Genomic DNA, 25,882 nt, shown 5'->3' on the forward strand with positions numbered 1-25,882 from the left:
CTCCCGCTAAAGGCCGAGGGCCTCCCGCACGTCGCCGAGCACCTGGTCCAGGGCGGCGCGTGCGGCTTGGCGTGCCTCGGGGAGTTCCGCTGCGGACTCCACATTCTTGACCACTTCCAGATAGCACTTGAGCTTCGGCTCAGTGCCGCTGGGGCGGATGATCACCCGGGTCTGGTCCCGGGTCAGGTACAAAAGACCGTCCGTGGGCGGCAGGTGTTCGCTGCCTTCGGCGAGGTCCACGAACGTTTCCACGGCGGAGGAACCGAACGAATCAGGCGGGCTGACCCGGAGCCGGTTCATCATGGCATCCAACAGGCCAAGGTCCGCTACCCTGATGCTCAGCTGGTCGCTGGCGTGCAGGCCGTGCTGAAGGTAAAGCTCATCAAGGGTGTCGAAGACTGTTTTGCCGGCTGCCTTGGCGGCAGCGGCGAGCTCCGCGATCAGCACGGCAGCTGAGATGCCGTCCTTGTCACGGACCAGGTCCGGGGCCACGCAGTAGCCCAGGGCTTCTTCGTAGCCGTAAAGCAGACCGGGCACACGGGAAATCCACTTGAATCCCGTCAGCGTTTCCTCGTGTGCATACCCGGCCGCGGCGGCGATGCGTGCGAGCAGCCGTGAGGAAACAACGGAATTGGCGAGAACGCCGTCGGGCTTTTCCTCGCCACTGGCCGCAAGCCGAGTCACGATGTGCGCGCCCAGGAGTGCCCCCACCTCATCACCGCGCAGCATACGCCAGGCATCCGTGTCAGGATCCTTGGCGGCGACTGCCGCCCGGTCCGCGTCGGGATCGTTGGCCAGGACAATATCAGCATCAACACGCACAGCCGTTTCCAGGGCCAGGTCCAGGGCGCCTGGCTCTTCCGGATTCGGGAAACTCACCGTGGGAAACTCCGGGTCCGGGGCAGCCTGTTCAGCCACCAGGGTGACGTCGGCAAAGCCAGCTTCGTTCAGCACAGCCACCGCCGTTTCCCCGCCGACGCCGTGCATGGGCGTCAGGACGATCCGCAGGTCACGGGACGGAAAGCGTGCCGGATCGGCGAGTGCCGCGGCGGCGCGCTGATAGTCGGCGGCGATGGACGGATCCAATACAGTCCAGCCGCCAGCTGCGAGGGGGATGGAGTCCAATGGGCCCACAGCATTGATCCGCGCTGCGATTCCGGCGTCGTACGGAGCCACGATCTGGGCACCCCGTCCGCTTTCTTCCACGGCATGGCGGCCCAGGTAGACCTTGTAGCCGTTGTCCTGGGGCGGGTTGTGGCTGGCAGTGACCATCACGCCGCCGTCGCAATCCAGCGCCCTCACGGCATAAGCCAGCAGCGGTGTGGGAAGTGCGGAGGGCATCAGGAAGGTCTCAAATCCTGCGGCGGTAAAGATCGCCGCAGTTTCCTTGGCGAAGATATCGGAGTTGTGGCGGGCATCAAAACCGACGACGGCGCGCGGCCGGGTGCCCGGTGAAGCGGCACTGGCCGCGTCGCTGAGGAAAGAAGCCAGGCCTGCCGCTGCACGGCGCACCACCACACGGTTCATCCGGTTGGGTCCGGGGCCAAGAGCCGCGCGAAGGCCAGCGGTGCCGAACTGCAGGGTGCCGTTGAAGCTGTCAGTGAGTTCCTGACGGGCAGCGCCAACACCGTCTTCCGCCTGCCGGACCAGTTCAGCGAGTGCGGCGGAAGTTTCGGAATCCGGATCCTGGGCGGCCCAGTCACGGGCTTGGCTGAAGAGGCGGGAGTCGGCATCGGTGGACGTCATGGGCATAACGCTATCGTCATTGCTCCGAAGAAAAGTCCCCGAACACCCCTTCCCGCACAGCGGAGCACGACGAGTGCCCGATTTCCTTGACAGAAAATTTTCTGGACAAGTAGTGTCTCGAATATGAAGATGGGGCAGGGCGTGGAGTGGGCGTTGCACAGTTGCGTCAACATGTCCTGGACCCCGATGGGGGAGGCAGTGAGCAGTGCGCGCCTGGCCGAGTTCTACAAATTACCCGCTGCCTACCTGAACAAACAGCTCCAGGCCCTTGTCCGGGCAGGCATCCTGGCATCGGTGTCAGGTCCGAGGGGCGGCTTCCAGCTGGCCCGCCGCCCGGACCGGATCTCCGTCCTGGACGTGGTCCTGGCCATCGAAGGGGACGAGCATACCTTCAGGTGCGAAGGCATCCTCAAGGACGCACCCGGCGGCGACATGGACGCTGACTATGCGCGGACGTGCCTGATTTCGCAGACCATGCGGCATGCTGAGGTCACCTGGCGTACCGAGCTTTCCCGGCAATCTGTCGCCGGGATAGCCCAAGCCATCGAACGCCGGTTTCCGGACGCCAGGCAGGAAACGGTCAGCAGGCTGACCGGAAACCCGCACGTGACACCCTTTACAACCGGGCGATGATCTCCGCGAGTAGCTTGGAGATCCGCGGTCCGGCGGCTTGACCGGACTCGATGACTTCCTGGTGGCTGAGCGGGACCGGGCTGATGCCGGCCGCGAGGTTGGTGACCAGTGAGATGCCGAAGACCTCCATGCCCGCATGGCGGCCGGCGATGGCTTCCAGCGCCGTGGACATGCCCACCAGGTCCGCACCGATCCGTTTGGCGTACTGCACCTCAGCCGGGGTTTCATAGTGGGGTCCCGTGAACTGCGCGTAGACGCCCTCCTCCAGCGAGGAGTCGACCTCGCGGGCCAGCCCGCGGATGCGCGAGGAGTAAAGATCTGTCAGGTCAACGAAGGTGGCCCCCTCCAGCGGGGACGCCGCGGTGAGGTTTATGTGATCTTTGATGAGGACAGGGGTGCCCGGAATCCAGCTTTCATTGAGGCCACCGCACCCGTTGGTGAGGACCAGGGTCCCGCAGCCGGCGGCGGCAGCCGTGCGGACGCCGTGGACTACGGCACGGACACCTTTACCCTCATAAAAATGCGTGCGGGCGCCGAGGACCAGGGCCCGTTTGCCTTCCCTGGTGAGCACCGAACGGATGGTTCCCACGTGGCCTTCCACCGCCGGGGCATGGAAACCGGGGACCTCGTCCGCGGCCAGCGTGGCAGTGGTGGTGCCGATCAGGTCAGCGGCTTCAGCCCACCCTGACCCGAGGACCAGGGCGACGTCGTGGCGCTCCACGCCGGTTTCGGCGGCGATGTAGTCTGCGGCGGCGCGTGCGGCGGCAAAGGGGTCAGTGTTCAGGAAGTCTGTATTACTCACTGGTACAAGTTATCGTGCCGTTGCCGCTGTGCACAGCGTCACGACTGCCCGTGATCCGCACCATGGGCAAGCCTGATTATTGGTGGTGCGGGGCCGCATGCGCGAGAATGGTTGTTTGTGACTACGCACCCTGATTTCAGCTCACCCCGGATCGCAATCCTAGGAGGTGGCCCGGGCGGATACGAAGCCGCTATGGTGGCTGCCTCGCTGGGGGCGCAGGTCACCATCATCGAACGCGCCGGCCTGGGCGGCTCTGCGGTGCTTACCGACGTCGTGCCTTCCAAGACCCTGATCGCCACCGCTGACCTGATGACCCGCGTTGGCGAGGCAGGGGAGCTGGGAGTGAAGTTCGACGTCGATGGCGGCGATTTTGTGCCGGTGATGCGGGCGGACCTGAAGCACATCAACGACCGCCTGCTGGGCCTCGCCCGCCAGCAGTCCCGGGACATCTCGTCCGGACTGGAACACCAGAATGTCCGCATCCTGCTGGGCTCCGGCAAGCTCGTGGACAACCACACGATTGAAGTCCTGACCGCGGACGGCACCGAAATTGTGGAAGCGGACACCATTCTGCTGACCGTGGGAGCGCATCCCCGGGAACTGCCCACTGCCCGGCCGGACGGGGAACGCATCCTTAACTGGGCCCAGATCTATAACCTCGATGAGCTTCCGGAGGAACTCATCGTAGTGGGCTCCGGCGTGACCGGTGCTGAATTCGCCTCCGCCTACAACGGCCTTGGTTCCAAGGTCACCCTCATTTCCAGCCGCGACCGCGTACTTCCGGGTTCCGACACCGACGCCGCCGAGGTGCTGGAGGAAGTCTTCGAGCGCCGCGGCGTCCGGGTCCTGTCCCGTGCCCGCGCTGAGAGCGTGGAAAGGACCGACGACGGCGTGGTGGTCACCCTGGGCGATGGCTCCAAGGTCACCGGCAGCCACTGCCTTGTCTGTGTTGGCTCGATTCCCAACACCGCCGGTATCGGCCTCGAGGAAGCCGGCGTGGCGCTCACCGAAAGCGGCCACATCAAGGTCGACGGCGTTTCCCGCACCACTGCTGCGAACATCTACGCCGCGGGCGACTGCACCGGCGTCCTGGCGCTGGCCTCCGTGGCCGCGATGCAGGGCAGGATCGCGATCGCCCATTTCCTCGGCGACAGCGTGACGCCGATCAAGCTGCACCAGGTGGCGTCCAACATCTTTACGTCGCCGGAGATCGCCTCGGTGGGTGTTTCCGAGGACGAAATCCAGTCCGGCAAATACCAGGGCGACATCGTCAAACTGTCGCTTAAGAGCAACGCCCGGGCCAAGATGCGCAACCACAAGGACGGCTTCGTCAAGATCTTCGCGCGCAAGGGCTCCGGGACCGTGATCGGCGGCGTTGTGGTGGGACCGAACGCGTCCGAACTGATCTTCGCCATCTCCATCGCGGTGAAGCAGAAGCTCCACGTCGACGACGTCGCCAGCACGTTTACGGTGTACCCGTCACTCAGCGGATCGATTTCGGAAGCAGCGCGGCGCCTGCACGTCCACATGTAGGGAGGCCGGGCTGGTGGGCGCCGGGGGATAGCGGTAGCGTGGCGACATGACTACAGCTCTGGTACGGCCGCGCAGCGGGAAAATCATCGGCGGCGTCTGCGCCGCCCTGGCAGCCCGGTTCGGGCTTCCCAAGTTCCTGGTGAGGCTCGGCTTTGTGATCTTTGGCCTCGTGGGGATCGGCGAGCTGGTCTACATCGCCTTGTGGATCATGATTCCCAAAGCCCCGGCGTAGCAAGGCCTGCAGTTGGCCCCGAGACCGGGGGCCAACTGCGGTCTACCTAGTGCTCCTCCATAGGCGGTGTGTTTGGATTGCAGGCAAGGCCCGGCTTCGGGAAGAAGTCCTTGACACCCCTCTTCACGAGTTGACCGTAAGACTGGACCTGTCCGTCAAACGGGAAGGCCTCCGTGGGGTCGTCGTTGAGTCCGGAGAAGGCACAGGCGGACCTGGCGTGGTCAGCGCCCATTTCCACCTGTCCCCGCGGAACATCGTAGGGTTTTGCCAGGGCAGGTCCAGCGCTGAGTCCCATCAGCGCCAACGTACAGACCGCAGCACCAAGCAGTGATTTCTTATGCATAGCGTTACCTCAATTCCTTGAAGTGATGACTCTTCTTGGTGGCAGACGCTGCAGATTGGCGCAAACCATGACACTGCCCAGCGCAGGTCTGCTACCCGCGGGCCGGATCTGGCCCATGGAGGAGAGCCTAGTGTCGTCCTAAAGACGATGGAAGAACCTGCATCCAAGCATGTGGAAAGCCACAGGCCGGCTCTCAAACTGGGTAGCAGCACGTGTCGTTATGAGCGCTCATAACGACACTTGCTGCTACCTAGTTGGGCAGACCACCGATTATTTCAGGCGGCGGGAGCCGCCTGGAAGTGTTTTTCGATGAGCCCCTTGATGTCCTCGTGGCAGCCGCCGCAGCCGGTCCCGGCTCTCGTTGCCTTGGACACTTCGGCCACAGTTGAGCAGCCGTCCTCCACGGCCCCCTGGATCTTGGCCCCGCTGACTCCGGCGCAACGGCATACGGTGCCCGCCGGATCCGCCGGGCCGGTCGCGGCCAGCTGGTCAGGTCCGTCCAGGCGCAGCAGCAGTGAACGGTCCGCCGGCAGCTCGGAGCCGCGCTCGAACAGCCCCACCAGCTCAGCGGCGGTCCGCGGCATGCCGACCGCCACAAGGCCTTCCAGCACTCCGCCGCGGGTGGTCATCTTGACGTAGCGGCCGTGCTCGGGATCCGCCCACTGAGCGATCTGCAGGCGCGCTCGGCCGTTCACCGCTCCGGCGGTGAGGGCTTCCTCGTCCCACGGTTCAGCACTGTTGTTGCCCGCCACGGCCATGTTCATGCCGCGGGCCTTGAGGACCACGACGCCGGCCAGTTCCTGGGGCAGCTCCTGCAGCCCGTCAGCCACTTCCTGCGTGCCAGTGGCCAGCAGGGTGAGGTATTCGGCCAGCCATTCCGCCTGCCGCCAGCCCGGACCTACCAGGCCGGACGGGCCCTTGGCGGTGCGGCATTCGGCGCAGGTGGGATCGGGGCAGCGGACTTCGGCGCAGTCGCCGATCGCAAAGATGTGGGGCTCGTGGTGGGCGCGGAGCCGGTGGTCCACCAGGATTCCGGTGCCGGTGGACAGGCCGCAGCCTTCGGCAAGTTCTGTCCGGGGCCGCACGCCGCACGAGATGACCAGGAGGTCGCCGTCGATCGCGGAACCGTCGTCCAGCAGCAGTGCCGAGAAGCCGCCGTCGGGCGCGTTGTGCTCCACACCCGTGGACCGGGCATTGCCGGCCATCCGGACACCGCACTGGCGAAGGCTGGCCGCGAGGACCGCTCCGCCGCCACGGTCGATGTTTCGTCCCAGGGGATGCGGTCCGTTGTGCACCACAGTCACGGTGGCGCCTTCCTCGGCTGCTGCCAGGGCTGTTTCAAGGCCCAGTACACCGCCGCCCAGCACCACTACGCGCTTGCCGCCGTCCACCGCCTGGCGAAGCACTTCGGCATCCCGCAGGTCCCGAAGTGCCGTAACCCCGGCCGGGAGCACGGGGGAGGTGGGGTCCGGGTTGATACCAATGAGGTTGGGAATGACAGGACGCGAGCCGGTGGCGAAGACCAAGCGCTCGTAGTGGATGGCGCTGCCATTAGTGAGGATTACCTGCTGCCGGGCGCGGTCAACCCGGCGGACCCGCACGCCGAGGCGGACGTCCACTCCCTCGGCAGCCAAGGCCTGCGCGTCCGAGAGCGCCAACGCATCGGCGGTGGTGCGTCCGACCCCGAGATCAGCGACCAGGACGCGGTTGTAGGCTGCTTCGGTTTCCTCGCCCACTACGGTCAGGCTGACATGTCCGTCGCGGACCGCCGGCATCAGTTCATCGATCAGGCGAGCGGCCACCGGGCCAAAACCGACAATGACAATCTGCTCACTCATGAGGCCTCCGTCGTCTGCAGAACATGGTTCTGGGGCTGGTTCGCGGCCTGGTCGGCGGCCAGCCGGACCCAGACCTTGTTGAACTTGAATTCGGGCATCCCGGAGATGGGGTCCGTGGCGGCTTCCGTCAGCCGGTTGGCGCTTTCGAGCTCGGGGAAGTGGAACGGCAGGAACACTGTTTCGGGGCGGATCGCCGTACTGAGTTCGGCCCGGCAAACCACCTGGCCGCGTTCGTTGGCTACCGACACGAAGGACCCCTCGGCGATGCCCATTGAAGCGGCGGCGGCAGGATGGATCTGCACTTTCGCCTCCGGCTGGCTCGCCAGCAGTTCCGATACCCTCCGGGTCTGGGCCCCGGACTGGTAGTGCTCCAGGAGGCGCCCGGTGATGAGGGTCATGGTTTTGGCTGCCGGGTCCCTGCCGTCCCCCGTGGGGGTAACGGGGGTACGGCGACGGCGGGGCGCCACCGGGGTCATGACCGCCTTGCCGTCAGGGTGCGCGAAAGCGTCAAGGAAGAGCCGTGGCGTGCCGGTGCTGCCTGCGGGGTATGGCCAGTAGGCGGCTTCGCCGCGGTCCAGCATGGCGTAGTCGATGCCGGAGTAGTCGGCAAGGCCGCCGGCGGAAGCCAACCGGAGCTCCTCGAATACCGTCTCGGGGTCCTCGCTGTAGGTGGAGGGAGCCTCAAGGGCTTCCGCCAGGCGCGCCATGATCCAGAGTTCGCTGCGGGCACCGGCGGGCGGCTGCAGGGCGCGGCGGCGGCGGAGCACGCGTCCTTCGAGGTTGGTCAGCGTGCCTTCCTCCTCGGCCCACTGCAGGACCGGCAGGATGAGGTCGGCCTCGGCTGCGGTCTCGGACATAAAGAAGTCGCAGACCACCAGGAAATCCAGGCTGCGCAGCCCTGCGATGACCGAGTTCGCATCAGGGGAGGCCACAGCGATGTTGGAGGCGTGCACCAAAAGGCAGCGGACGCCGTCGGGTTGTCCGAGTGACTTGAGCAGCTGGACGGCGGGGAGGCCGGGCCCGGGAATGGTCTCTTCCGGGACACCCCAGACGCCGGCCACGTGGGCGCGGGCTGCGGGGTCGGTGATCTTCCGGTAGCCGGGGAGCTGGTCGGCCTTCTGGCCGTGTTCCCTGCCGCCCTGGCCGTTGCCCTGGCCGGTGAGGGTGCCGTAGCCGCTGCGGAGCGATCCGGGCAGGCCCAGGAGAAGGCTCAGGTTGATCGCGGCGGTGGCGGTGTCGGTGCCGTCCACGTGCTGTTCCACGCCACGGCCGGTGAGGATGTAGCTGCCGCCCTTGCGTGCGCCATCGGCGAGCCTGCGGGCGGTTTCGCGGATGAGCTCCGCCGGGACGCCGGTGATCGACTGGACGCGTTCGGGCCAGTATGCGCTGACGCTGCGGACCACGGCGTCGTAGCCGGAGGTGCGCTCCGCGATGAAGGCGGCGTCGGCCAGGCCCTCGTGGATGACCACGTGCGAGAGCCCCAGCAGGAGGGTCAGGTCGGTGCCCGGCAGGGGCTGCAGGTGAAGGCCACCGCCGTCGGCCGTGAAGTTAGCCGTCGCGGAACGGCGGGGGTCAACGATGACCAGCCCGCCGGCGTCGCGGACGCCCTTGAGGTGCTGGACGAACGGCGGCATTGTTTCGGCAACGTTGGAGCCCAGCATCATGATGGTGCTGGCGTTGTCCAGGTCTTCGAGCGGGAACGGGAGTCCGCGGTCGACGCCGAAGGCACGCATCCCTGCGGCCGCGGCGGAGGACATGCAGAAACGGCCGTTGTAGTCGATGCGGGAGGTGCCAAGGGCCAGGCGGGCAAACTTGCCCAGCATGTAGGCCTTCTCATTGGTAAGGCCGCCGCCACCGAAGACGCCGACGGCGTCCTTCCCGTAGCGGGCTTGGGTTTCCTTCACGGCCGTGGTCACCAGGCGCAGTGCCTGGTCCCAGCCGATGGGACGGTGGATCCCGTCGTCTCCCTTGAGGAGCGGTTCGGTAACGCGTCCGGGGTGGTTCAGGAGCGTGGCGGAGGTCCAGCCCTTGCGGCACAGGCCTCCCCGGTTGGTGGGGAAATCCCGCCCGCTGACTTCCAGCACAGGAACTGTCGCAGCAGCCGCGGCAGCGGCCTGGGTGGGCACGGGGACTGACCCCGGCTCGGAAGCCGGGGTCAGTTCCGCTGGAGACTTGAGCGTCATGGCGCACTGCAGGGCGCAGTAAGGGCAGTGCGTGTCGGCGCTTTTGGTCATGTTAGACGTGTCCCATCGCATTTCGGTTGGCGTTGCGGATGTAGAAGGCCCAGCAGACAACCAGCATCACAGCGTAGGCCGCGACGAAGCCGTAGAAGGCGGGCGTGTAGGAACCGCTGGCGGAGTTGGAGGCGTTCAGTACCTGCGGGATAACGAACCCGCCGTAAGCGCCGATGGCCGAGATCAGGCCGAGGGCAGAGGATGCCAAGCGCTGCGTCTCCACGGTACTGGCTCCTGCCTTCGCGGCCCTGCTGGAGGTGGCGAAGATGATGGGGATCATCCGGTAGGTTGCACCGTTTCCGAATCCGCTGGCGGTGAAGAGCATCAGGAACAGGACCAGGAAGAGCCAGAAGTTCTTCAGCGGAAGGGTCCAGATCATGGTGAGGGTGATCGCTGCCATGGAGGCGAAAGCGGCCACGGTCATCCGGGCGCCGCCCATGCGGTCAGCCATACGTCCGCCGTAGGGGCGGGCGAGGGAGCCGACCAGCGGGCCAAGGAAGGCCAGGGAGAGTGCCACGGTGCCGACTCCGATGGAGGAGAAAGCCGGGAAGTAGTCCTTGATGAGCTTCGGGAACACACCGGCGAAGCCGATGAAGGAACCGAAGGTGCCGATGTACAGCAGTGCCATGATCCACAGGTGCGGTTCCTTGAGCGCTGCGACCGAGCCGGCCACGTCTCCCTTGGCGCTGGTGAGGTTGTCCATGTACTTCCAGGCGCCGAACGCGGCGATCAGGATGAACGGGACCCACATCCAGCCGGCCATCGGCAGGTTCACGCTGCCCACGGCGAGCAGGGTGATCGCGATCGGGACGGCGAGCTGTGCGACGGCGGCACCCATGTTGCCGCCGGCAGCGTTCAGGCCCAGTGCCCAGCCCTTTTCACGGGCCGGGTAGAAGAACGTGATGTTGGCCATGGAGCTGGCGAAGTTGCCGCCACCGAAGCCGGCGAGTGCTGCCACGAGGAGCATGACACCGAACGGGGTTTCGGGGTTGGAGACGCAGAGTCCCAAGCCGATGGCGGGAATGAGAAGGAGAAGGGCGGACACGATGGTCCAGTTCCGGCCGCCGAAGCGGGGGACCATAAAGGTGTAGGGGATGCGGAGCGTGGCGCCTACCAGGCTGGGCATCGAAATGAGCCAGAAGATTTCCGAGGTGGTAAAGGTGAAGCCTGCTGCGGGGAGCTGGACCACCACGATGGACCAGAGCTGCCAGACGACAAAACCAAGGAATTCAGCGAAGATGGACCAGTTCAGGTTCCTGCGGGCGATGGCGCGGCCACCGGACTCCCACTGCTCCTTGTTCTCGGCGTTCCAGTTGGCGATCCAGCGGCCGGGGCGGTATTCAAGGGCGGGTGCGTCAGTAGTACGCGTGGAGCCGGGCTGTGCGCTGGCGGATGAAGACACGCCTTCGTGCAACGGGTTGGTGTCTATATCTACGGAATTGCCGGTGCCGGCATCTGCGCTGCGATCAACAGTCACGGTGTACCTCCTCTTGGGGGATGTTGTCCTTCCAAGGTAGAGACGGCTCGTTTCATGGACGGTCGCCGTTTGTTAACGCGCTGTGACATTTGCCTATCGGGCCGCTCTAGGGGGCGTGAGGCCCGGAAAAATGAGACACCTTCCCAGTGTCCGCATACTGGACCTTTTGTCCATTGACTGGACGAGCGGAACTAATATTGAACTCTAACTACTGCACGCCGGGCCTCTCCCCACGTCCGGCCGGTTCTGACGAAAGTGTTCATACATGTCATCAACTGAAACCTCGATGGGTCCCGAATCTGCCAAGGCGGTGAACTCGCGCGGTCGGGTGATCGTAGCCAGCCTGATCGGCACCACCGTTGAGTTCTACGACTTCTACGTTTACGCCACCGCCGCGGTACTCGTATTCCCCGCGCTGTTCTTCCCCAACCAGAACGAAACAACGCAGCTTCTGAGCTCGTTCGCAGTATTCGGCGTCGCGTTCATCGCCCGCCCGCTGGGATCGGTCGTTTTTGGCCACTTCGGCGACAAGTTTGGCCGCAAGGGCACGCTGGTCGCGTCCTTGCTGACCATGGGCATCGCCACGTTCCTGATCGGCTGCCTGCCGACGGCGCTCATTCCGGGCTGGGGATTCTGGGCCCCGGCCCTCCTCGTGGTCATGCGCTTTGCCCAGGGCCTTGCCCTCGGCGGCGAATGGAGCGGCGCGGCACTGCTTGCCACGGAAAATGCCCCCGCCAACAAGCGCGCCATCTACGGCACGTTCCCGCAGCTGGGCGCGCCCATTGGCTTCATCATCGCCAATGTGATCTTCCTCGTTTTCAGCTACGCCCTGACGCCCGCCGACTTCCTGGCCTGGGGCTGGCGAGTGCCGTTCCTGCTGAGCGCCGTTATGGTCATCATCGGCCTCTACGTCCGCCTCAAGCTGATCGAAACTCCCGCCTTCACCAAGGTGATCGAATCCAACGAGGTGGCCAAACTGCCGATCGGCCGCGTCTTCAAGACCAGCTGGCGTCCGCTGATCCTCGGCACGTTCATCATGCTCGCCACGTACGTGCTGTTCTACCTGATGACCACCTTCACCCTGACCTACGGCACACGTCCGGCCACGCTTGACGCCGCCAAGGCCGCCGCCGAGAAGGCCGGCAAGCCCATGACGGAAGCCGCAGCAGCTGCCTTCGTCCCGGGCCTGGGCTACACACGCAACGACTTCCTCTGGATGCTGATCGCCGGCGTCGTGTTCTTCGGTATCTTCACCTTGGTCTCCGGCCCGCTGGCAGAAAAATACGGCCGGCGCAAGATGCTGCTGGCCGTGACCGGTGGAATCTTCGTCTTCGGGCTCCTGTTCGTCCCGCTCTTCAGCGGCGGGTTTGTGGGCACCATGGCCTTGCTGGTCATCGGCTTCTCCCTGATGGGGCTGACCTTCGGTCCCATGGGTGCCTTGCTGCCGGAACTGTTCCCCACGAACGTTCGCTACACCGGCTCGGCCGTCAGCTACAACGTCTCCAGCATCCTGGGTGCGGCGGTGGCTCCCTTCATCGCCGTCGCACTCTGGGAGCAGGCGGACGGCAGCCCCGTGCTGGTGGGTGTCTACCTGACCTCCATGGCAGTGCTGACGCTCATCGCGCTGTTCGTAAGCCGGGAAACCCGGGACCTGGACTACGAAAACAACGTGGCCTGACTTCCAGCCCGCTTAGCGCCGTAAATGCCCGGCGTGCTCCTTGCTTTTGCTGGGAGCACGCCGGGCATTTCTGCGTTCACGTGCCGTAACGGGCCACGAAGTTCTTCAGGATGTTCATGGGTTCGGTCGCCGTGAAACGGCGGGCGTTGGCCATCAGTTCCTCAGCCGACTCGGGCGGGAAGTATCCGGCGTGGCGGTAAATGTCGATCCGGGTGACGAGACCCTCGGCGTCCAGCTCGGGGTGGAACTGCGTGGCGTAGAGGTTTTCCTTGATCCGGAACATGTGCACCGGGCAGGCCTGGGAAGAAGCCAGCAGGACGGCGTGGGCGGGCAGCGAGGAACAGGCCTCCTTGTGCCCGGTGAAGGCGATAAACCGGGCGGGCATTCCGCGAAGGAGAGGATCAGCCAGGCCGGCGTCGGTGAGTTCAATCTCCACCGCGCCGAGGGGTTCGCCGAAGGTCCTGTCGATCACGGCGCCCTGGTGTCTTCCCAGTGTCCCGACGCCGTAGCAGGCGCCGAGGAACGGGAAATCCTGTTCCACGATCCGGTCCAGCAATCCCGCCAGCTCCCGCTCCACGCGGTGTTGCGTGGCGCTTTTGTGCTCACTGGGATCGCTGGACGTGAACGGACTCCCGCCGACGATTACCGCGGAGTAGTCCGCCAGGTCCAGTTCCGGCAGGGGTGCCGCCTCCAGCCTGATCCGCCGCAGCTGCCCGGGGGCCAGCCCGCCGTACCTCAGGTACGCCGCATATTCGTTGTCCGCAGCAGCGTCTTCGGCCCGGGAGGCAAGCAGCAGGAAAGGCTTCACACGCTAAGTGTGCCCGTGGCACCTGCCGGAATCCAGAGGGGCGCGCCGCAGTCAGTGCCCGCCGTCAGTGCCCGGCAGCCCGGTCCGCCGGCTGGGCCAGTGATCGGCGGGACTGTGGCCGGGCGGCAGGGTCGGCGTGCCGGTGGACGAGCTTCCAGTAGCCTTCCTCCCGGCGGAAAACGCTGGTTACCCGGAGCGCGAACTCCTCCGCGACGGCGGCGCCGTCCAAGCGGGCCCGGAAGTGTTCTGTCTCCACGAGGAAGGCGGTGTCGCGGGCGGTGTAGGACGTAATGGTGTCGAACCCCAGCATCTCGCCGTCCTGAAATTGCCGGGAGGCCTGGTCCAGCCGCGCTTCCACCTGGGCCCAGCCGCGGGCAATGCCGCCGAACGGGTTGGCCAGCGTCACGTCCTCCAACCGCGAGTAGAGATCCTTGACGGGCCCGGCGTTTCCCCGCGTGATTTCCGGAACCGCGAGGTGGTAGCGGTCTACTTCTTCTTCAAAACTGGGTGCAAGCATGGGTGCGCCTCCGGCGGTGACTAGTCTTCGATCGTGGCGATGACGGCACCAGCCGACACCGTCTCGCCTGCTGTGGCGCTGAGTCCTGTGATGGTTCCGGAGCGGTGCGCGGTGAGCGGCTGCTCCATCTTCATCGCCTCAAGCACAACAACCAGGTCGCCTTCAGCCACGATGTCGCCGTTGCTGACTGCCACCTTGACGATGGTGCCCTGCATGGGGGAGGCAAGTCCGTTGCCCGACGCAGCGGCCGCCGCACCGCCCGAACGGGAACGCTTTTTGGACTTCGCGGGCTTGGCTCCGGCAGAGCTGGATCCGAGGGAGCCGAGGGAGGCGGGAAGCACTACCTCGAGGCGCTTGCCGCCTACTTCAACCACCACGCGCTGGCGTTCGCCGGCGTCGTCGGCCTGGGCCTCGGTGCCGGTAGGCGTCCATGCCGGGATTTCACTGACGAAGTCGGTCTCGATCCAGCGCGTGTGGACCTTGAAGGGGCCTTCCGCCGGGGCGAAATCCGGGTTGCTGACCACGGCCAGGTCGAAGGGGATAACGGTGGGAATCCCTTCGACCACCATCTCCTCAAGGGCACGCCGGGAACGCTGCAGCGCCTGGGTTCGGGTGGCACCGGTGACGATCAGCTTGGACAACATCGAGTCGAAGTTGCCGCTGATGACGTCGCCCTGCTCAACACCGGAGTCAATGCGGATGCCGGGGCCTGTGGGATTCTTCAGGGTGGTGATGGTGCCCGGCGCCGGCATGAAGTTGCGGCCCGGATCCTCGCCGGTGATGCGGAATTCGATCGAGTGCCCGCGCACTTCGGGATCCCCGTAGCCAAGTTCCTCCCCGCGTGCCAGCCGGAACTGTTCGCGGACGAGGTCGATTCCGGTGACTTCCTCGGAAACGCAGTGCTCGACCTGGAGACGGGTGTTGACCTCAAGGAAGGAGATGGTGCCATCCTGGCCCACCAGGAATTCGCAGGTACCTGCACCGAGGTAACCGGCTTCCTTCAGGATCGCCTTGGAAGATTCATAGAGCCTGCGGTTCTGCTCCTCGGTGAGGAACGGGGCCGGGGCTTCTTCCACGAGTTTCTGGTTGCGGCGCTGCAGCGAGCAGTCGCGGGTGGACACCACCACGACGTTGCCGTGGGCATCCGCCAGGCACTGCGTCTCGACGTGGCGCGGGGCGTCCAGGAACCGTTCGATGAAGCATTCGCCACGGCCAAAGGCGGCAGTGGCCTCCCGCACGGCGGATTCGAACAGTTCGGGGATTTCCTCGCGGGTGCGGGCCACCTTGATGCCCCTGCCGCCGCCGCCGAAAGCGGCCTTGATGGCGACCGGCAGGCCGAACTTGTCAACGAATTCAAGGATTTCCTCGGCCGATTCCACCGGATCAGCGGTGCCGGGCACCTGGGGTGCGCCGACCTTTTCAGCGATGTGGCGGGCCTGCACCTTGTCACCCAAGGCGGAGATGGCGTCCGGGGAAGGGCCAATCCAGGTGATGCCGGCTTCGATGACCTTCGCGGCGAACTGGGCGTTCTCCGCGAGGAAGCCATAGCCGGGGTGGATGGCGTCCGCGCCGGACTGGCGGGCGACGTCAATGATCTTGTCCATCACCAGGTAGGACTCGGCGGCGGTGTTTCCACCGAGCGAGTAGGCCTCATCGGCGAGCCGCACGTGCAGGGCATCCCGGTCAGGATCGGCATAGACAGCCACAGAGGCGATGCCTTCATCTCGTGCTGCGCGAATGATCCGCACGGCTATTTCGCCACGGTTGGCGATCAGCACCTTGGTGAGGTTCGACTGCACGGGACTTGCGGACTGCTCCAACTTTGCTGACAAGGCGTCTCCTTCTTTCCTTCAGGGAGCCTAGCGCGATTTTGTGGGGTCCGCCGATATTACTTGCGGAATCCGCGCGTAAACGGGCAGAGCTTTGTAGGGAAGCTACAACTCTCCGGCAAATTGGGTCCCTTTATTCCGTTGGCCAAAGCTCGGTGATGCGCACGTTGGCCTGGGCCAGGAGGTTCCGGAGGGTGGAAACGGACAGCCCGACGACGGCGTGCGGGTCTCCGTCCACCTTACGGATGAACGCCCCGCCCAGGCCATCGATGGTGAACGAGCCGGCGCAGTGCAGCGGCTCCCCGGTGGCGATGTAGGCGTCAATCTCCTCCGGTTCCATCTCCATGAAATGGACTTCGGCTGACGCGACCGCTCCGAGGGTGGCGCCGGATCCGGGGTCTGTTGTCCCGTCGTCGGGTGCGGGATCCCGGCAGTCCACCAGCCAGTGCCCAGTGTGCAACACCCCACTGTTCCCGCTCATCCGGAGCATCCGCTCGCGGGCTACGCCGGCGGTGTACGGCTTGCCATGCGCCTCGCCGTCGAACTCAAAGACGGAGTCGCAGCCCAGTACCAGCGTGCCGTCCGCTTCAGGCAGCGCGGCCACGGCCTCTGCCTTGGCCCGCGCCAGCAGCAGGGCCGTATCGTGCGGATCCGTGACGCCGTAGCGGGCCTGGACTGCGTCCTCGTCCACGTCGGACACCAGCACCGTGTGCTGGATGCCTGCCTCGGCGAGGAGTTTCGTGCGGGCGGGGGACTGAGAGGCAAGGATGAGGCGGGTCACCATGTCAGCCTAGTGGACAGGCTGGCCGGCCCTGGCCGGGCCGCTTTCCAGGCGTTCCAGCTTGGCGCCCTCCACGTCCACGTCCGGCAGGATCCGCTCGAGCCATCCCGGCAGCCACCAGGTTTTTTCGCCCAGCAGGTACATCACCGCCGGGACGATGGTCATGCGGACCACAAAGGCATCCAGCAGTACGCCGAAGGCCATTGCGAAGCCCAGCGGCCGGACCATGGTCAGGTGGCTGAAGATGAAGCCGGCGAAGACGCTGACCATGATGATTGCTGCGGCGGTGACCACGGCTGCGGCGTGGCTGAACCCGATCCGGACGGCGTGCTTGGCAGAGGCACCGTGCATATAGGCCTCGCGCATGCCGGAGGCGATGAACACCTGGTAGTCCATGGCCAGGCCGAACAGTACGCCGATGAGGATGATGGGCAGGAAACTGAGCACGGCACCGGGGTTGGCGACGTCGAACACGCCTCCCAGCCACCCCCACTGGTACACCGCGACCACCAGGCCGAAGGCGGCGGCCAGGGAGAGCAGGAACCCGCCGGTGGCCAGGAAGGGAACCACGATGGAGCGGAATACCAGCAGCAGCAGGATCAGGGAAAGCCCGACGACGATGGCCAGGTATGGCGGCAGCGCTTCACCGAGTTTGGTGGAGACGTCGATGTTGCCCGCGGTTTGCCCCGTGAGGCCGATAGTGACCCCGGTTTCAGACTTGATCTCCTCACCCCGTTCCCGCAGTTCGCTCACTACCTGAACGGTGCCCGCTTTGGCAGGACCCTCTTCCGGAATGACCTGGAAGACGGCGGTCCGGCGGTCCTCGCTGAGCGCCACCGGAACGGCTCCCACAACGTTGTCCACTCCGCGGATCAGGTCAGCGACGTCGTATTGCAGGGACTGGGCTTGGGTTTCGTCCAGGCCCACCGGGAATTCACCCACCACCACAATGGGTCCAGTGACACCTTCACCAAAACTGCGTGCCGTCAGGTCATAGGCGCGGTAGGCCTCGGAGTCGACCGGCTCGGACCCGCCGTCCGGAAGGGCGAGTTGCAGTTGGGTGGCGGGCAGCGCCAGGGCACCGAGCAGGAGCACGCCAGCCACCAGCGCCACCACGGGATGCCTGGTGACGAGTCCGCCCCAGCCACGGGTGCTCTTTTGCTCGTCCCTGGCTTTGTCTGCCAGTTCATGGCCGGCCTCCGCGTTGTGGGCGTCAGCTTTTGCCCATGCCCGCTTGGAGATGATGCGCCGGCCAATCAGCGAAAGCATTGCGGGGGTCAGTGTGAGGGCCACGAGGACGGCTACCGCAACAGTGCCGGCCGCTGCCAGGCCCATCACGCTCAGGAAGGGGAGCCCGGGAACCACCAGGGCGGCCAGGGCGATGATCACGGTGAGGCCGGCGAAGAGGACGGCATTGCCTGAGGTTCCGGTGGCACGGGCCACGGACTCTTCGGGCTCCATCCCGGACCGGAGCTGGGTTCGGTGGCGGTTGACGATGAACAGGGAGTAATCGATGCCGACGGCCAGCCCCAGCATCAGCGCGAGCATGGGGGAGATGGAGCTCATCTCGAACATTCCGGACAGGGCAAACGTGATGCCGACGCCGACGCCCACGCCGATGATGGCCATCAGCAGTGGAAGGCCGGCGGCGATGAGGGTGCCCAGCATCAGGACCAGGACGAGCGCGGCCACGGCGACGCCAATAATTTCGGCGGCGCCGAAGAGTTCCGAGATGTCCTCGGTGATTTCCTTGCTGGCCAACGCGGTGACGCCGGCGGCAGAGGTCTCGTGGGCGATGTCCTGGACCTGCTGGCGCACGGCCGGGGTCAGGCCGTTGATGGAGGAATTGAACTGGACCTGGGCCACCGCGGCCTGGCCGTCAGAAGACACAAAGCGGAGGCCAGCGGAGGCCTCCGCCTGGCGCTTGCCAAGGTCCAGCTTGGCCTTGGCGGCAGCAAGCTCCTGCGTGCCGGCGTCGAGCTGGGCCTGGCCTTGTGCCATTGCAGCTTTCTGCTGTCCCAGTTGAGCCTCGATCACGGGGGCCGGTGCCCCCGCTGCCGTGAGTTGCTCCTCCGCTGCGGCAAGCTGTGCCTTGCCCGATTCCAGCTGGCTGCGGGAGGCGTCCAGGCGGGCCTGGCCCTCGGCGACCTGTTGCTCACCCGCGGTGATGGCCGCTCCTGCCTGGTCCACCTGGTCCTGGGTAGCGAACGGGTCCACTGTGGCTTTGACATCAGGCAGTGTTTCAAGCTTTTTCAGCGCTTCCGTCACAGCGGCGCGGCTCTCGGCCGTGAAGCCGCCCGCGGGTGCTTCGAAAACAATGCTGGCTGAGCCGCCTGATGCCGACGGCAGGTCCTGTCGGAGCTTATCGGCGATGCGCTGGGTTTCGGTACCTGGGATCTGGAAGTTGTTGGATAGGGTGCCGTGGAACGCAGCGGCGGACCCGCCGACGGCCACCAGGACCGCGAGCCAGAGCGAGATGACCAGCCAGCGGTGACGGTAGGAGAACTTGCCAAGCCGGTAGAGCAACAAGGCCATGTCAGAGCCGATCTTTGAGGAGGGTGGGGGAGGAAGAGCGTGCCTGGCTGTCGAAGCCTGCGCCAAGGTGGCCGATGGCATCGATGAGCAGTTGGCGGAGAACGGAAAGGGAGGCCGGGGACAGATCGGCGCCGCACTGGGCGAACCAGACGTCCATCGCAGCCTTGCCGCAGGAGATGACGGAGCCGGCGAGGGCCCGGAGGTAAAGTTCGTCGATGGCCGCCCCGGGCGTCTTGGCGACCCTTTCCTTGGCAGCGGTGATGATCTGCTCGGTGCAGTGATCCCAGGCCTCAAGCTCGGAGCGGACCAGTAGGGAGTTCTCCTGAGTCAGGGTGAACAGTTCTGCCATGGGGGCGACCGTCATGGGGTCGGCCAGTTGCATCAGGGCCACGCGGGCAGACTCGAGGGTGGGCTCCCCGGCGGGGCGCAGCCGGAACTGCTGGAGGGCGTGGTCCAGGAAACCGTTGGTCACCGAAGCCAGGGCCGCCTCGGTGCTGCTGAAGTAGTTGAAGAAGGTGCGTCGCGATATTCCAGCGGCCTCGGCGATGTCCTCAACCGTGAAGTTGCCCGGTCCGCGGCTCCGAAGCAGGTTCAAGGCGGCATCGGTGATGGCCTGACGGGTGGCAGCTTTGTTCTGTTCGCGGCGGGAGGGCGCGGGCGCGGGTTCATCGGTCAGGGGAGAATGGCTCACATGGTTACACTATGTGCAATTTTGCACTCTGCGCAACTTCTTAATTGGGAGACCCGCTGAGCGTTAACCGGTCTTCGTGAGCTGGATGGACTGGCCGGTAGCCCCCGGCTGGCCCTCTGCGAGCGGGATCGCAAAGACGGCGGTTCCATACGCGCAGACTTCAGTCCAGTTCGTGCCCATCTCGGAGGTGTCGAAGCGCATGGCCACAATGGCGTTGGCGCCGCGCTGCTGGGCCTCCGCCACCATTCGCGCCATGACCTCCTGGCGGCTTTCGTACAATGCCCGCGTCATCTCGGGCAGTTCGCCGCCGCCGAGGGAACGGAGGCCGGCCAGCATTTGCGAGCCGATGTCCCGGGAGCGGACGGTCAGCCCCATCACCTCGCCGAACACCGCATCGATCCTGTGGCCCGGAATGTCATTGGTTGTCACGATCAGCATGCTGCCGAGCCTACTCAATTCCGGGCGGGCGTCGGGGGACCTTTCACAGCAGATTGAAAGGTTCCCGACAGCTGCATCCGAACCTTGCGCCGGACACTGGGATTATCTCGCAGGAGACACATCACAAGGAGCCGTCACCGGACGGCAGATCCAGGAGACAGCCAATGTCACGCAGAAAGAGAATTGCCCTTGGCCTTTCGGCCACGGCCCTTGCCGTCGGAGCCGGAATCGGTGTGGCCGGCATGGCGTCGGCAACTACCACACCCACGCCTACGCCCAGCGCCAGTTCCAGCGCCTCACCGGACAGCACGCCGCCCATGGAAGGTAAAGGGCGGCACGGCGGCCGCGGAGGCGAGCGCGGGGTAGCGCAGGCCTCGGCGCTCGCGGAAAAACTCGGCGTCGAGGAAGCCAAAGTCACCGAAGCGCTGCAGGCTCTCCGCGAAGCCAACAAACCCACCTCGCCCCCGGCTGACGGCGAAAAGCCGGACGCAGCAGCCCGGGAGGCGGCGCTCGCAAAGTCCCTGGCGGAATCTTTGGGGATTGAGGAGGCCAAGGTCACCGCCGCCCTTGAGGAGCTGCGCACCGAGGCCCGGGCCGAGAAGGCCGCGGCGCTCAAGACCAGGCTGGACAAAGCCGTTTCCGACGGCATCCTGACTCAGGAAGAGGCCGATGCGGTCACCAAAGCCGTGGAGAAAGGTGTGATCGGAGGAGGCGGCCGCTAGGAACGGGAGTCCCCGGGCCTTAACGGGAGAAGTCCCCGGGAGAATTGAACTGGCAGTTCAAATCCCGGGGACTTCCCCTTCAGGCTTGGAGGCGTGGGCCACTAGGCCTTGGCGTCGGCCAGTTCCCGCCCCCGTGCATCGGAAGCAGTTCCAGTGTCCGACGCGGACGGATCTGCGGCGGGCTCGGCGTCGTCATCCACAAACGGGGTGCCGTTGCGCGGCGCGTTGTAGAGGGCTTCATCCAGGATGCCCTGGCGCTTGGCCACAATGGTGGGGACCAGTGCCTGGCCCGCAACGTTAACCGCCGTGCGGCCCATGTCCAGGATCGGATCGATGGCCAGGAGAAGTCCGACGCCGGCCAAAGGCAGTCCCAGCGTGGACAGCGTCAGGGTGAGCATCACCACGGCGCCGGTGGTGCCCGCTGTCGCAGCTGAACCAAGTACGGAGACGAGGGCGATCAGCAGGTATTGGCTGAAGTCCAGCTGGACGCCGAAGAACTGGGCCACGAAGATCGCCGAGATGGCCGGATAGATAGCGGCGCAACCGTCCATTTTTGTAGTGGCGCCGAGGGGTACGGCGAAGGAAGCGTACGCCCGGGGCACGCCCAGGCTGCGTTCGGTGACACGCTGGGTCAGTGGCAGCGTGCCCACCGAGGAACGGGATACGAAAGCCAACTGGACGGCAGGCCACACTCCGGAGAAGTACTGCTTGATGGAGAGCCCGTGCGTGCGGACCAGGACCGGGTAGACCACGAACAGTACGAGGGCCAGGCCAACGTAGATGGCGAACGTGAACTTGCCCAGTGAGCCGATGGTGTCCCAGCCGTACACGGCCACGGCGTTGCCGATCAGGCCTACGGTGCCCAGCGGCGCGATGCGGATGATCCACCACAGCACCTTCTGAATGACTGCCAGGGCTGAGGCATTGAGGTTGAGGAACGGCTCGGCGGCTTTGCCTACCTTCAGGGCAGCAACGCCGACGGCGATGGCGATCACCAGGATCTGCAGGACGTTGAAGCTGACGGCGGTGGTGACCGCACCTGATTCCGCAACGGTGGAGCTCGCACCCAGGCCCAGGAAGTTCTTCGGGAACAGGCCCACCAGGAAGGACCACCAGTCACCGGACTTGCCGCTGTACTTGGCTTCCTCGGTGATGCCGGTGTTGGCACCCGGCTGCAGCAGGACGCCCAGGCCGATGCCGATGAGCACCGCGACCAGTGATGTGATGGCAAACCACAGCAGGGTGTTCCATGCCAGCTTGGCGGCGTTGGAGACCTGGCGGAGGTTGGAGATGGAGCTGACCACGGCCGTGAAGATCAGCGGCACCACGGCCGTCTGCAGCAGGGAAACATAGCTGGAGCCGATGGTCTGCAGCGTGGCGCCCAGGCCGTTGGGGCTGGTTTTGGTGCTGCCGGTGTACTTGGCCAGCAGGCCGAGGCCCAGGCCCACGATAAGGGCGGCGATGATCTGGAAGCCGAACGAGCCAGCCCATTTGGGCAGCTGGAAGCCGGTCTTTCCTGTGGATTCGGGGGTGCGGGTTTGAGTGCTCACCCGAATACGCTAGGCCGGTCCCACATAGCACGACGAACGGATGTTGAGAAATATTACGAGGCAACTAGCGCCCATGCACTTGAAAAACCCCGGAAATACCGCGTCGCATCAAGTAATTGTGAAGTTATTCCCGCCCTGACTGTGGCAAACATCTCGCCAGGTCCGGGTCCCGACCCCTTCGTCGGTGGCCAGCTGGAACCTCACCTCCGGCTGGCCACCATGCCGCGATATTTTTAAATCGCTGGATTATACACCTGTGCCATTGTTAAGCGCGCAGGCGCGGCCGTGCATAAGCGGCCGTTATCGATTTGCAACATTCCGATACGTCGAATACTCTGATACATCATCAGCCGGGGGGCGGGAACGCCTCCCGGAATGAGTCAGATAGTGCTGCGGGTGCGCCATGCTGGGCCGCCGCCACCAAGAACGCGGCGCGACGCCCGTGCCAGGCCCTGACGGCAGGCGCACACGGGATGGCCGCGGGTTGCTGCATCGACATCCAGCCGTCGGTGCCGTTTCAGGCCCGGCCTGGCCTGACGGCGACCCCCGGTCATCCGTTTATTGACTTGATTTGCCGGCGCGGCAACAGCGTTTCGTCCTACGTTCCCGCGTTGTTTTCCATGCGACGTCAGCGGCTACCAGCACGACGTCCCATCAAATGAAGGAATTTTTTGCTTATGCGAAAGAGAATCGTCCCCATACTCGGCCTGCTCGGGCTTGTTTGTGCCGGCGCCATGATCAGTGCACCGGCAGAGGCCGCCACACCGCGCACGTCGCTCGTCAACGGCACTTACAAACCGGACGCGTCCACCACGGGTGTACCAGCCGGAAAGACCCTTACCAAGGTCGGCAGCTACGATAAGCCCTACGTCATCACGACTGACGGCACCGTGCTGGATGGCAAAGAGATCTTCGGCGACGTCAAGATCCAGGCGAAAAACGTCGTCATCAAGAACAGCCTTCTGCACTGCGGAAACTACAAGCCCAGCACCAACACGGGCTGCATCGACGCGAACAGTGCGAATGTTTTCAATTTGACGGTCGAGGACAGCACGATCCACCCCATCCTGCCCCACGCGTACCGGGACGGCATCGTGGGCCACGAGTACACCGCGAAGCGGAACCACGTTTACGGGACCAACGACGGGATGGGCGTTTTCAATAAGCCCGGCGGCAGCGTCAACGCCAATGTCCGGATCGAAGGTAACTACATCCACACGACTGTCTACCACGACGCAGCCCACGATCCCGGACCCGCAGCCGACGGGACTCACAATGACGGCATCCAGGTCCAGGGCGGCACGAACATCCGCATTGCCGGCAACAACATTGTCAACGATGGAGTCCTCGGTGCAGGATCCTCGCCCGATCCCGCGAAACCACGCCTGTTTCCCCACGGACACGGCTGCACCATTATTTTGCAGAACAACACCGGCGCACCGCTGAGAAACACTGTCGTTGAGCAGAACTGGTTCGACGACGGGCTGGCTTCGGCCTGCATCAAACCAGGCGAGATCACCTTCCAGAAGAATCGCTTCGGACAAAACCAGTACAACTACTTTGCGCTCCCCAGAGTCAGCAAGTACGTAGTCCGCATTGACGTCAAGGCAACCACGATCGTCCACGGACTTGAGACAAATGTCTGGGACAACACCGGCCTGCCGCTGAAGGTTGGCAAGGGCCTCGGCATCGAGTACAACAGCTAGCCCGAAAGATACACCCCGGTCTCCAGGCCGGGGTGTATCTTTTTCGCCCTGACAGTCCTTAGCGGCGGTGTGCCGATCGCGGGTCTCCAGTTGCCCCGTAACTTACCGGGAGAACTCGAGAATTGAATTGACGGGTCCCGCCCACGCAGCCCTCGACCGGTATCCGGCCGCCTGGAGAAGGTCGTCGTCTAGACGCGCCGAGTCCACCGGATAATCGAGGCGGCGGATGACCCATATTCTGTTCACGCCTTCGAGGCCCGTCATTGAAGCTGCGAGCAGCCGGGACGATCCGTCCAGGGTTCCGTCCTGGGCCCCGGGAGTATCAACGGTCAGATCGCGCAGCCCGGTAAAGGCGCCGGGATACGCCACTGCAATCCGCCGGAGGGTAAGATGGACGTGGTCGCTCTCGGGCGGGTAGCGCGGACTGAAATACACGGCATCATTGGTGGCCTTGTGCTCCTGGATATAGCCGGCCACGGCGCTCCAGTCAGCACCGCTCTTGGCATAGACCTCTCGTTGGGAAACATAAACCGGGAGGGCGAGCAGGATGAGGGCAATCCAAGCACCTCCCCTCAGCCAGGCTGGCCGGAGCCAGATCATGCCGGCTCCGATCAGCACGGCGACGGCCGGGGCGCTCATGGTGAGGTAGCGGGGGCTGTACATGGGGTGGACAAACACGGAATACAAGCCGATGACCGAGGTCGGCAGCACGATCTGGGGAACGATCCAGGCCAGGAAGTTGCGTTTGCTGCCCTCGCTGCGTGTGCGGAGAACAACCACCAAAGCATAGATCATAACCAGCCCGCACACCCCCGCCAGCAGGACCCCGCTGATCTTCCATAGCCCGGCAGTCCCCGTTTGTGGATAGCCGCCGGTGGGAGTATCACCTAGAAACCACTGGTTTACCACCACGTTCCGCAGCCAGCGCAACAACCCCAGCTCGTCGTCGTTGAGCTGTCCGCCCTGCATCGCGGACAGGTACACGACCGGGGCGGAAACGAGGGCGCCGAGCACCGCAGCTAAGGCCCACGTGATTCGCGTTCGCCAGCCGGTACGGCGCAGTGCCAGCACCGTCAGCGCATGTGAGGCCAGAATGAAGACGAGATAGATGTTGATGCCAATGGCGATGGCTGCCAGTCCGGAATAGGCCAACCACCAACGGGCCGTCCGACGGCGGAGGGCCACCATGAGCACGATGGTGAGCCACACACCAGCAGCGGCGGTGAAAGCGTACGGCCGGGCCTCCATGCCCGCCCAGGTGATCCGCGGAAGGACCGCGAAAACAGCGGCGGCCGCCAGTCCGAGTGCCCTACCCCCCAGGGTGCGGCCCATCAGGAAGACGCCTGCGGCCGCCGCGGCGACGGCGAAGGCACTCGGCAGGCGAAGCAAAAAGGCCGATTCGCCAAAGAGTCCGACCCAGAAATGCATGAACAGGTAATAGAGCCCGTGCACGGCGTCGATGTTCTGGACCATCGCCCACAGCTCGGGCAGCGTTCGGCGTGCTGCTGAAATCGTCGCCGCCTCATCCGTCCATAGGGACGCATTCCAAGAGCCCGCGGCTGACAGCACCCACGCGAGCGCAGCACTCAGGAGAGCGAGATGGACGTCTCTGAGGTGGGCCGGCATCCAGGATTTCGCCCCCGGCAGGCGGGCAGTGCCCCCAGCATGCTTTGGTGCGGCGGCTTCGGAAGTTGGGGGACCTATTGAGCGGATGGGACCCTCCTCGGACGTGGCGACAGCGAGTAGTCGCGGTCGGGGGCAGCGAGTTGGGTCACCGGAACGCCAGCCC

General features: G+C 65.0%; 21 protein-coding genes. 6 read left to right on the forward strand and 15 right to left on the reverse strand.

Features of this window, described 5'->3' with window-relative positions:
- Nucleotides 1-6 precede the first annotated feature (6 nt).
- The gene (locus ACLKOZ_RS02845) at nucleotides 7-1,746 is read right to left on the reverse strand and encodes a phospho-sugar mutase (RefSeq protein WP_436472654.1); all 1,740 of its coding nucleotides are present in this window, start codon (nucleotides 1,744-1,746) and stop codon (nucleotides 7-9) included.
- 123 nt (nucleotides 1,747-1,869) lie between these two features.
- On the opposite strand from ACLKOZ_RS02845, the gene ACLKOZ_RS02850 reads away from it, so the two are divergent.
- A complete protein-coding gene (locus tag ACLKOZ_RS02850; RefSeq protein WP_337350008.1) occupies nucleotides 1,870-2,379 on the forward strand; it encodes an RrF2 family transcriptional regulator in 510 nt (169 codons plus the stop codon).
- Here ACLKOZ_RS02850 and ACLKOZ_RS02855 read toward each other — a convergent pair.
- A complete protein-coding gene (locus ACLKOZ_RS02855; RefSeq protein ID WP_436472656.1) occupies nucleotides 2,363-3,181 on the reverse strand; it encodes a purine-nucleoside phosphorylase in 819 nt (272 codons plus the stop codon). The genes ACLKOZ_RS02850 and ACLKOZ_RS02855 overlap by 17 nt on opposite strands.
- A 117-nt stretch (nucleotides 3,182-3,298) precedes the next feature.
- Between ACLKOZ_RS02855 and ACLKOZ_RS02860 the strand changes: the two genes are divergently transcribed.
- Nucleotides 3,299-4,714, forward strand: coding sequence for an NAD(P)H-quinone dehydrogenase (locus ACLKOZ_RS02860; RefSeq protein ID WP_436472658.1), 1,416 nt, complete (start codon nucleotides 3,299-3,301; stop codon nucleotides 4,712-4,714).
- A 46-nt stretch (nucleotides 4,715-4,760) separates the two neighbouring features.
- Nucleotides 4,761-4,946, forward strand: a complete 186-nt coding sequence (locus tag ACLKOZ_RS02865) for a PspC domain-containing protein (RefSeq protein ID WP_267278308.1) — start codon at nucleotides 4,761-4,763, stop codon at nucleotides 4,944-4,946.
- Between the two features lie 46 nt (nucleotides 4,947-4,992).
- Here the strand turns inward: ACLKOZ_RS02865 and ACLKOZ_RS02870 are convergent, their stop codons facing one another.
- The 4 genes from ACLKOZ_RS02870 to ACLKOZ_RS02885 form a co-directional block, all read right to left on the reverse strand.
- The gene (locus ACLKOZ_RS02870) at nucleotides 4,993-5,289 is read right to left on the reverse strand and encodes a hypothetical protein (protein WP_436472660.1); all 297 of its coding nucleotides are present in this window, start codon (nucleotides 5,287-5,289) and stop codon (nucleotides 4,993-4,995) included.
- A gap of 275 nt (nucleotides 5,290-5,564) precedes the next feature.
- Complete coding sequence (locus ACLKOZ_RS02875; protein WP_337350004.1) at nucleotides 5,565-7,127, reverse strand: FAD-dependent oxidoreductase; 1,563 nt, start codon at nucleotides 7,125-7,127, stop codon at nucleotides 5,565-5,567.
- Nucleotides 7,124-9,361: a molybdopterin oxidoreductase family protein gene (locus tag ACLKOZ_RS02880; protein WP_436472662.1), complete on the reverse strand. Its 2,238-nt coding sequence runs from the start codon at nucleotides 9,359-9,361 to the stop codon at nucleotides 7,124-7,126. Before ACLKOZ_RS02880 ends, ACLKOZ_RS02875 begins: the two co-directional genes overlap by 4 nt.
- Before the next feature lies 1 nt (nucleotide 9,362).
- On the reverse strand, nucleotides 9,363-10,838 hold the full coding sequence (locus ACLKOZ_RS02885; RefSeq protein WP_436472664.1) for an MFS transporter: 1,476 nt from the start codon (nucleotides 10,836-10,838) through the stop codon (nucleotides 9,363-9,365).
- Between the two features lie 265 nt (nucleotides 10,839-11,103).
- Between ACLKOZ_RS02885 and ACLKOZ_RS02890 the strand changes: the two genes are divergently transcribed.
- Nucleotides 11,104-12,516: an MFS transporter gene (locus ACLKOZ_RS02890; RefSeq protein WP_436472666.1), complete on the forward strand. Its 1,413-nt coding sequence runs from the start codon at nucleotides 11,104-11,106 to the stop codon at nucleotides 12,514-12,516.
- A 76-nt stretch (nucleotides 12,517-12,592) separates the two neighbouring features.
- Here ACLKOZ_RS02890 and ACLKOZ_RS02895 read toward each other — a convergent pair whose 3' ends face one another.
- From ACLKOZ_RS02895 to ACLKOZ_RS02925, 7 genes are all read right to left on the reverse strand, one after another.
- Complete coding sequence (locus tag ACLKOZ_RS02895; RefSeq protein WP_436472668.1) at nucleotides 12,593-13,324, reverse strand: glutamine amidotransferase; 732 nt, start codon at nucleotides 13,322-13,324, stop codon at nucleotides 12,593-12,595.
- Nucleotides 13,325-13,388: 64 nt separating this feature from the next.
- Complete coding sequence (locus tag ACLKOZ_RS02900; protein ID WP_436472670.1) at nucleotides 13,389-13,841, reverse strand: YybH family protein; 453 nt, start codon at nucleotides 13,839-13,841, stop codon at nucleotides 13,389-13,391.
- Nucleotides 13,842-13,861: 20 nt separating this feature from the next.
- Nucleotides 13,862-15,673, reverse strand: coding sequence for an acetyl/propionyl/methylcrotonyl-CoA carboxylase subunit alpha (locus ACLKOZ_RS02905; protein WP_436472672.1), 1,812 nt, complete (start codon nucleotides 15,671-15,673; stop codon nucleotides 13,862-13,864).
- A gap of 130 nt (nucleotides 15,674-15,803) precedes the next feature.
- On the reverse strand, nucleotides 15,804-16,451 hold the full coding sequence (locus tag ACLKOZ_RS02910; RefSeq protein ID WP_436472674.1) for a Maf family protein: 648 nt from the start codon (nucleotides 16,449-16,451) through the stop codon (nucleotides 15,804-15,806).
- Between the two features lie 9 nt (nucleotides 16,452-16,460).
- A complete protein-coding gene (locus ACLKOZ_RS02915; RefSeq protein WP_436472676.1) occupies nucleotides 16,461-18,986 on the reverse strand; it encodes an MMPL family transporter in 2,526 nt (841 codons plus the stop codon).
- Between the two features lies 1 nt (nucleotide 18,987).
- Complete coding sequence (locus tag ACLKOZ_RS02920; protein ID WP_436472678.1) at nucleotides 18,988-19,677, reverse strand: TetR/AcrR family transcriptional regulator; 690 nt, start codon at nucleotides 19,675-19,677, stop codon at nucleotides 18,988-18,990.
- 63 nt (nucleotides 19,678-19,740) lie between these two features.
- Nucleotides 19,741-20,115, reverse strand: coding sequence for a YbjQ family protein (locus ACLKOZ_RS02925; protein ID WP_436472680.1), 375 nt, complete (start codon nucleotides 20,113-20,115; stop codon nucleotides 19,741-19,743).
- Between the two features lie 164 nt (nucleotides 20,116-20,279).
- Between ACLKOZ_RS02925 and ACLKOZ_RS02930 the strand changes: the two genes are divergently transcribed.
- Nucleotides 20,280-20,837, forward strand: a complete 558-nt coding sequence (locus ACLKOZ_RS02930; RefSeq protein WP_436472682.1) for a hypothetical protein — start codon at nucleotides 20,280-20,282, stop codon at nucleotides 20,835-20,837.
- 101 nt (nucleotides 20,838-20,938) lie between these two features.
- On the opposite strand, the gene ACLKOZ_RS02935 is transcribed toward ACLKOZ_RS02930, so the two are convergent.
- Entirely contained in the window at nucleotides 20,939-22,387 is a 1,449-nt protein-coding gene (locus ACLKOZ_RS02935; RefSeq protein WP_436472684.1) for a dicarboxylate/amino acid:cation symporter, read from the reverse strand.
- 677 nt (nucleotides 22,388-23,064) lie between these two features.
- Between ACLKOZ_RS02935 and ACLKOZ_RS02940 the strand changes: the two genes are divergently transcribed.
- Nucleotides 23,065-24,093: a hypothetical protein gene (locus tag ACLKOZ_RS02940; protein WP_436472686.1), complete on the forward strand. Its 1,029-nt coding sequence runs from the start codon at nucleotides 23,065-23,067 to the stop codon at nucleotides 24,091-24,093.
- A gap of 102 nt (nucleotides 24,094-24,195) precedes the next feature.
- Here the strand turns inward: ACLKOZ_RS02940 and ACLKOZ_RS02945 are convergent, their stop codons facing one another.
- Complete coding sequence (locus tag ACLKOZ_RS02945) at nucleotides 24,196-25,719, reverse strand: glycosyltransferase family 39 protein (protein ID WP_436472688.1); 1,524 nt, start codon at nucleotides 25,717-25,719, stop codon at nucleotides 24,196-24,198.
- Between the last annotated feature and the right edge of the window lie 163 nt (nucleotides 25,720-25,882).

This window comes from Arthrobacter sp. R4, from assembly GCF_051365025.1.
Taxonomy (GTDB): Bacteria; Actinomycetota; Actinomycetes; order Actinomycetales; family Micrococcaceae; genus Arthrobacter.

Excerpts from the sequence above, each read along its gene's own strand:
- ACLKOZ_RS02845 (WP_436472654.1), bottom strand. The coding sequence starts at position 1,746 with ATGACGTCCACCGATGCCGACTCCCGCCTCTTCAGCCAAGCCCGTGAC.
- ACLKOZ_RS02850 (WP_337350008.1), top strand. The coding sequence starts at position 1,870 with ATGAAGATGGGGCAGGGCGTGGAGTGGGCGTTGCACAGTTGCGTCAAC.
- ACLKOZ_RS02865 (WP_267278308.1), top strand. The coding sequence starts at position 4,761 with ATGACTACAGCTCTGGTACGGCCGCGCAGCGGGAAAATCATCGGCGGC.
- ACLKOZ_RS02870 (WP_436472660.1), bottom strand. The coding sequence starts at position 5,289 with ATGCATAAGAAATCACTGCTTGGTGCTGCGGTCTGTACGTTGGCGCTG.
- ACLKOZ_RS02875 (WP_337350004.1), bottom strand. The coding sequence starts at position 7,127 with ATGAGTGAGCAGATTGTCATTGTCGGTTTTGGCCCGGTGGCCGCTCGC.
- ACLKOZ_RS02880 (WP_436472662.1), bottom strand. The coding sequence starts at position 9,361 with ATGACCAAAAGCGCCGACACGCACTGCCCTTACTGCGCCCTGCAGTGC.
- ACLKOZ_RS02890 (WP_436472666.1), top strand. The coding sequence starts at position 11,104 with ATGTCATCAACTGAAACCTCGATGGGTCCCGAATCTGCCAAGGCGGTG.
- ACLKOZ_RS02900 (WP_436472670.1), bottom strand. The coding sequence starts at position 13,841 with ATGCTTGCACCCAGTTTTGAAGAAGAAGTAGACCGCTACCACCTCGCG.
- ACLKOZ_RS02915 (WP_436472676.1), bottom strand. The coding sequence starts at position 18,986 with ATGGCCTTGTTGCTCTACCGGCTTGGCAAGTTCTCCTACCGTCACCGC.
- ACLKOZ_RS02925 (WP_436472680.1), bottom strand. The coding sequence starts at position 20,115 with ATGCTGATCGTGACAACCAATGACATTCCGGGCCACAGGATCGATGCG.
- ACLKOZ_RS02930 (WP_436472682.1), top strand. The coding sequence starts at position 20,280 with ATGTCACGCAGAAAGAGAATTGCCCTTGGCCTTTCGGCCACGGCCCTT.
- ACLKOZ_RS02940 (WP_436472686.1), top strand. The coding sequence starts at position 23,065 with ATGCGAAAGAGAATCGTCCCCATACTCGGCCTGCTCGGGCTTGTTTGT.
- ACLKOZ_RS02945 (WP_436472688.1), bottom strand. The coding sequence starts at position 25,719 with ATGCCGGCCCACCTCAGAGACGTCCATCTCGCTCTCCTGAGTGCTGCG.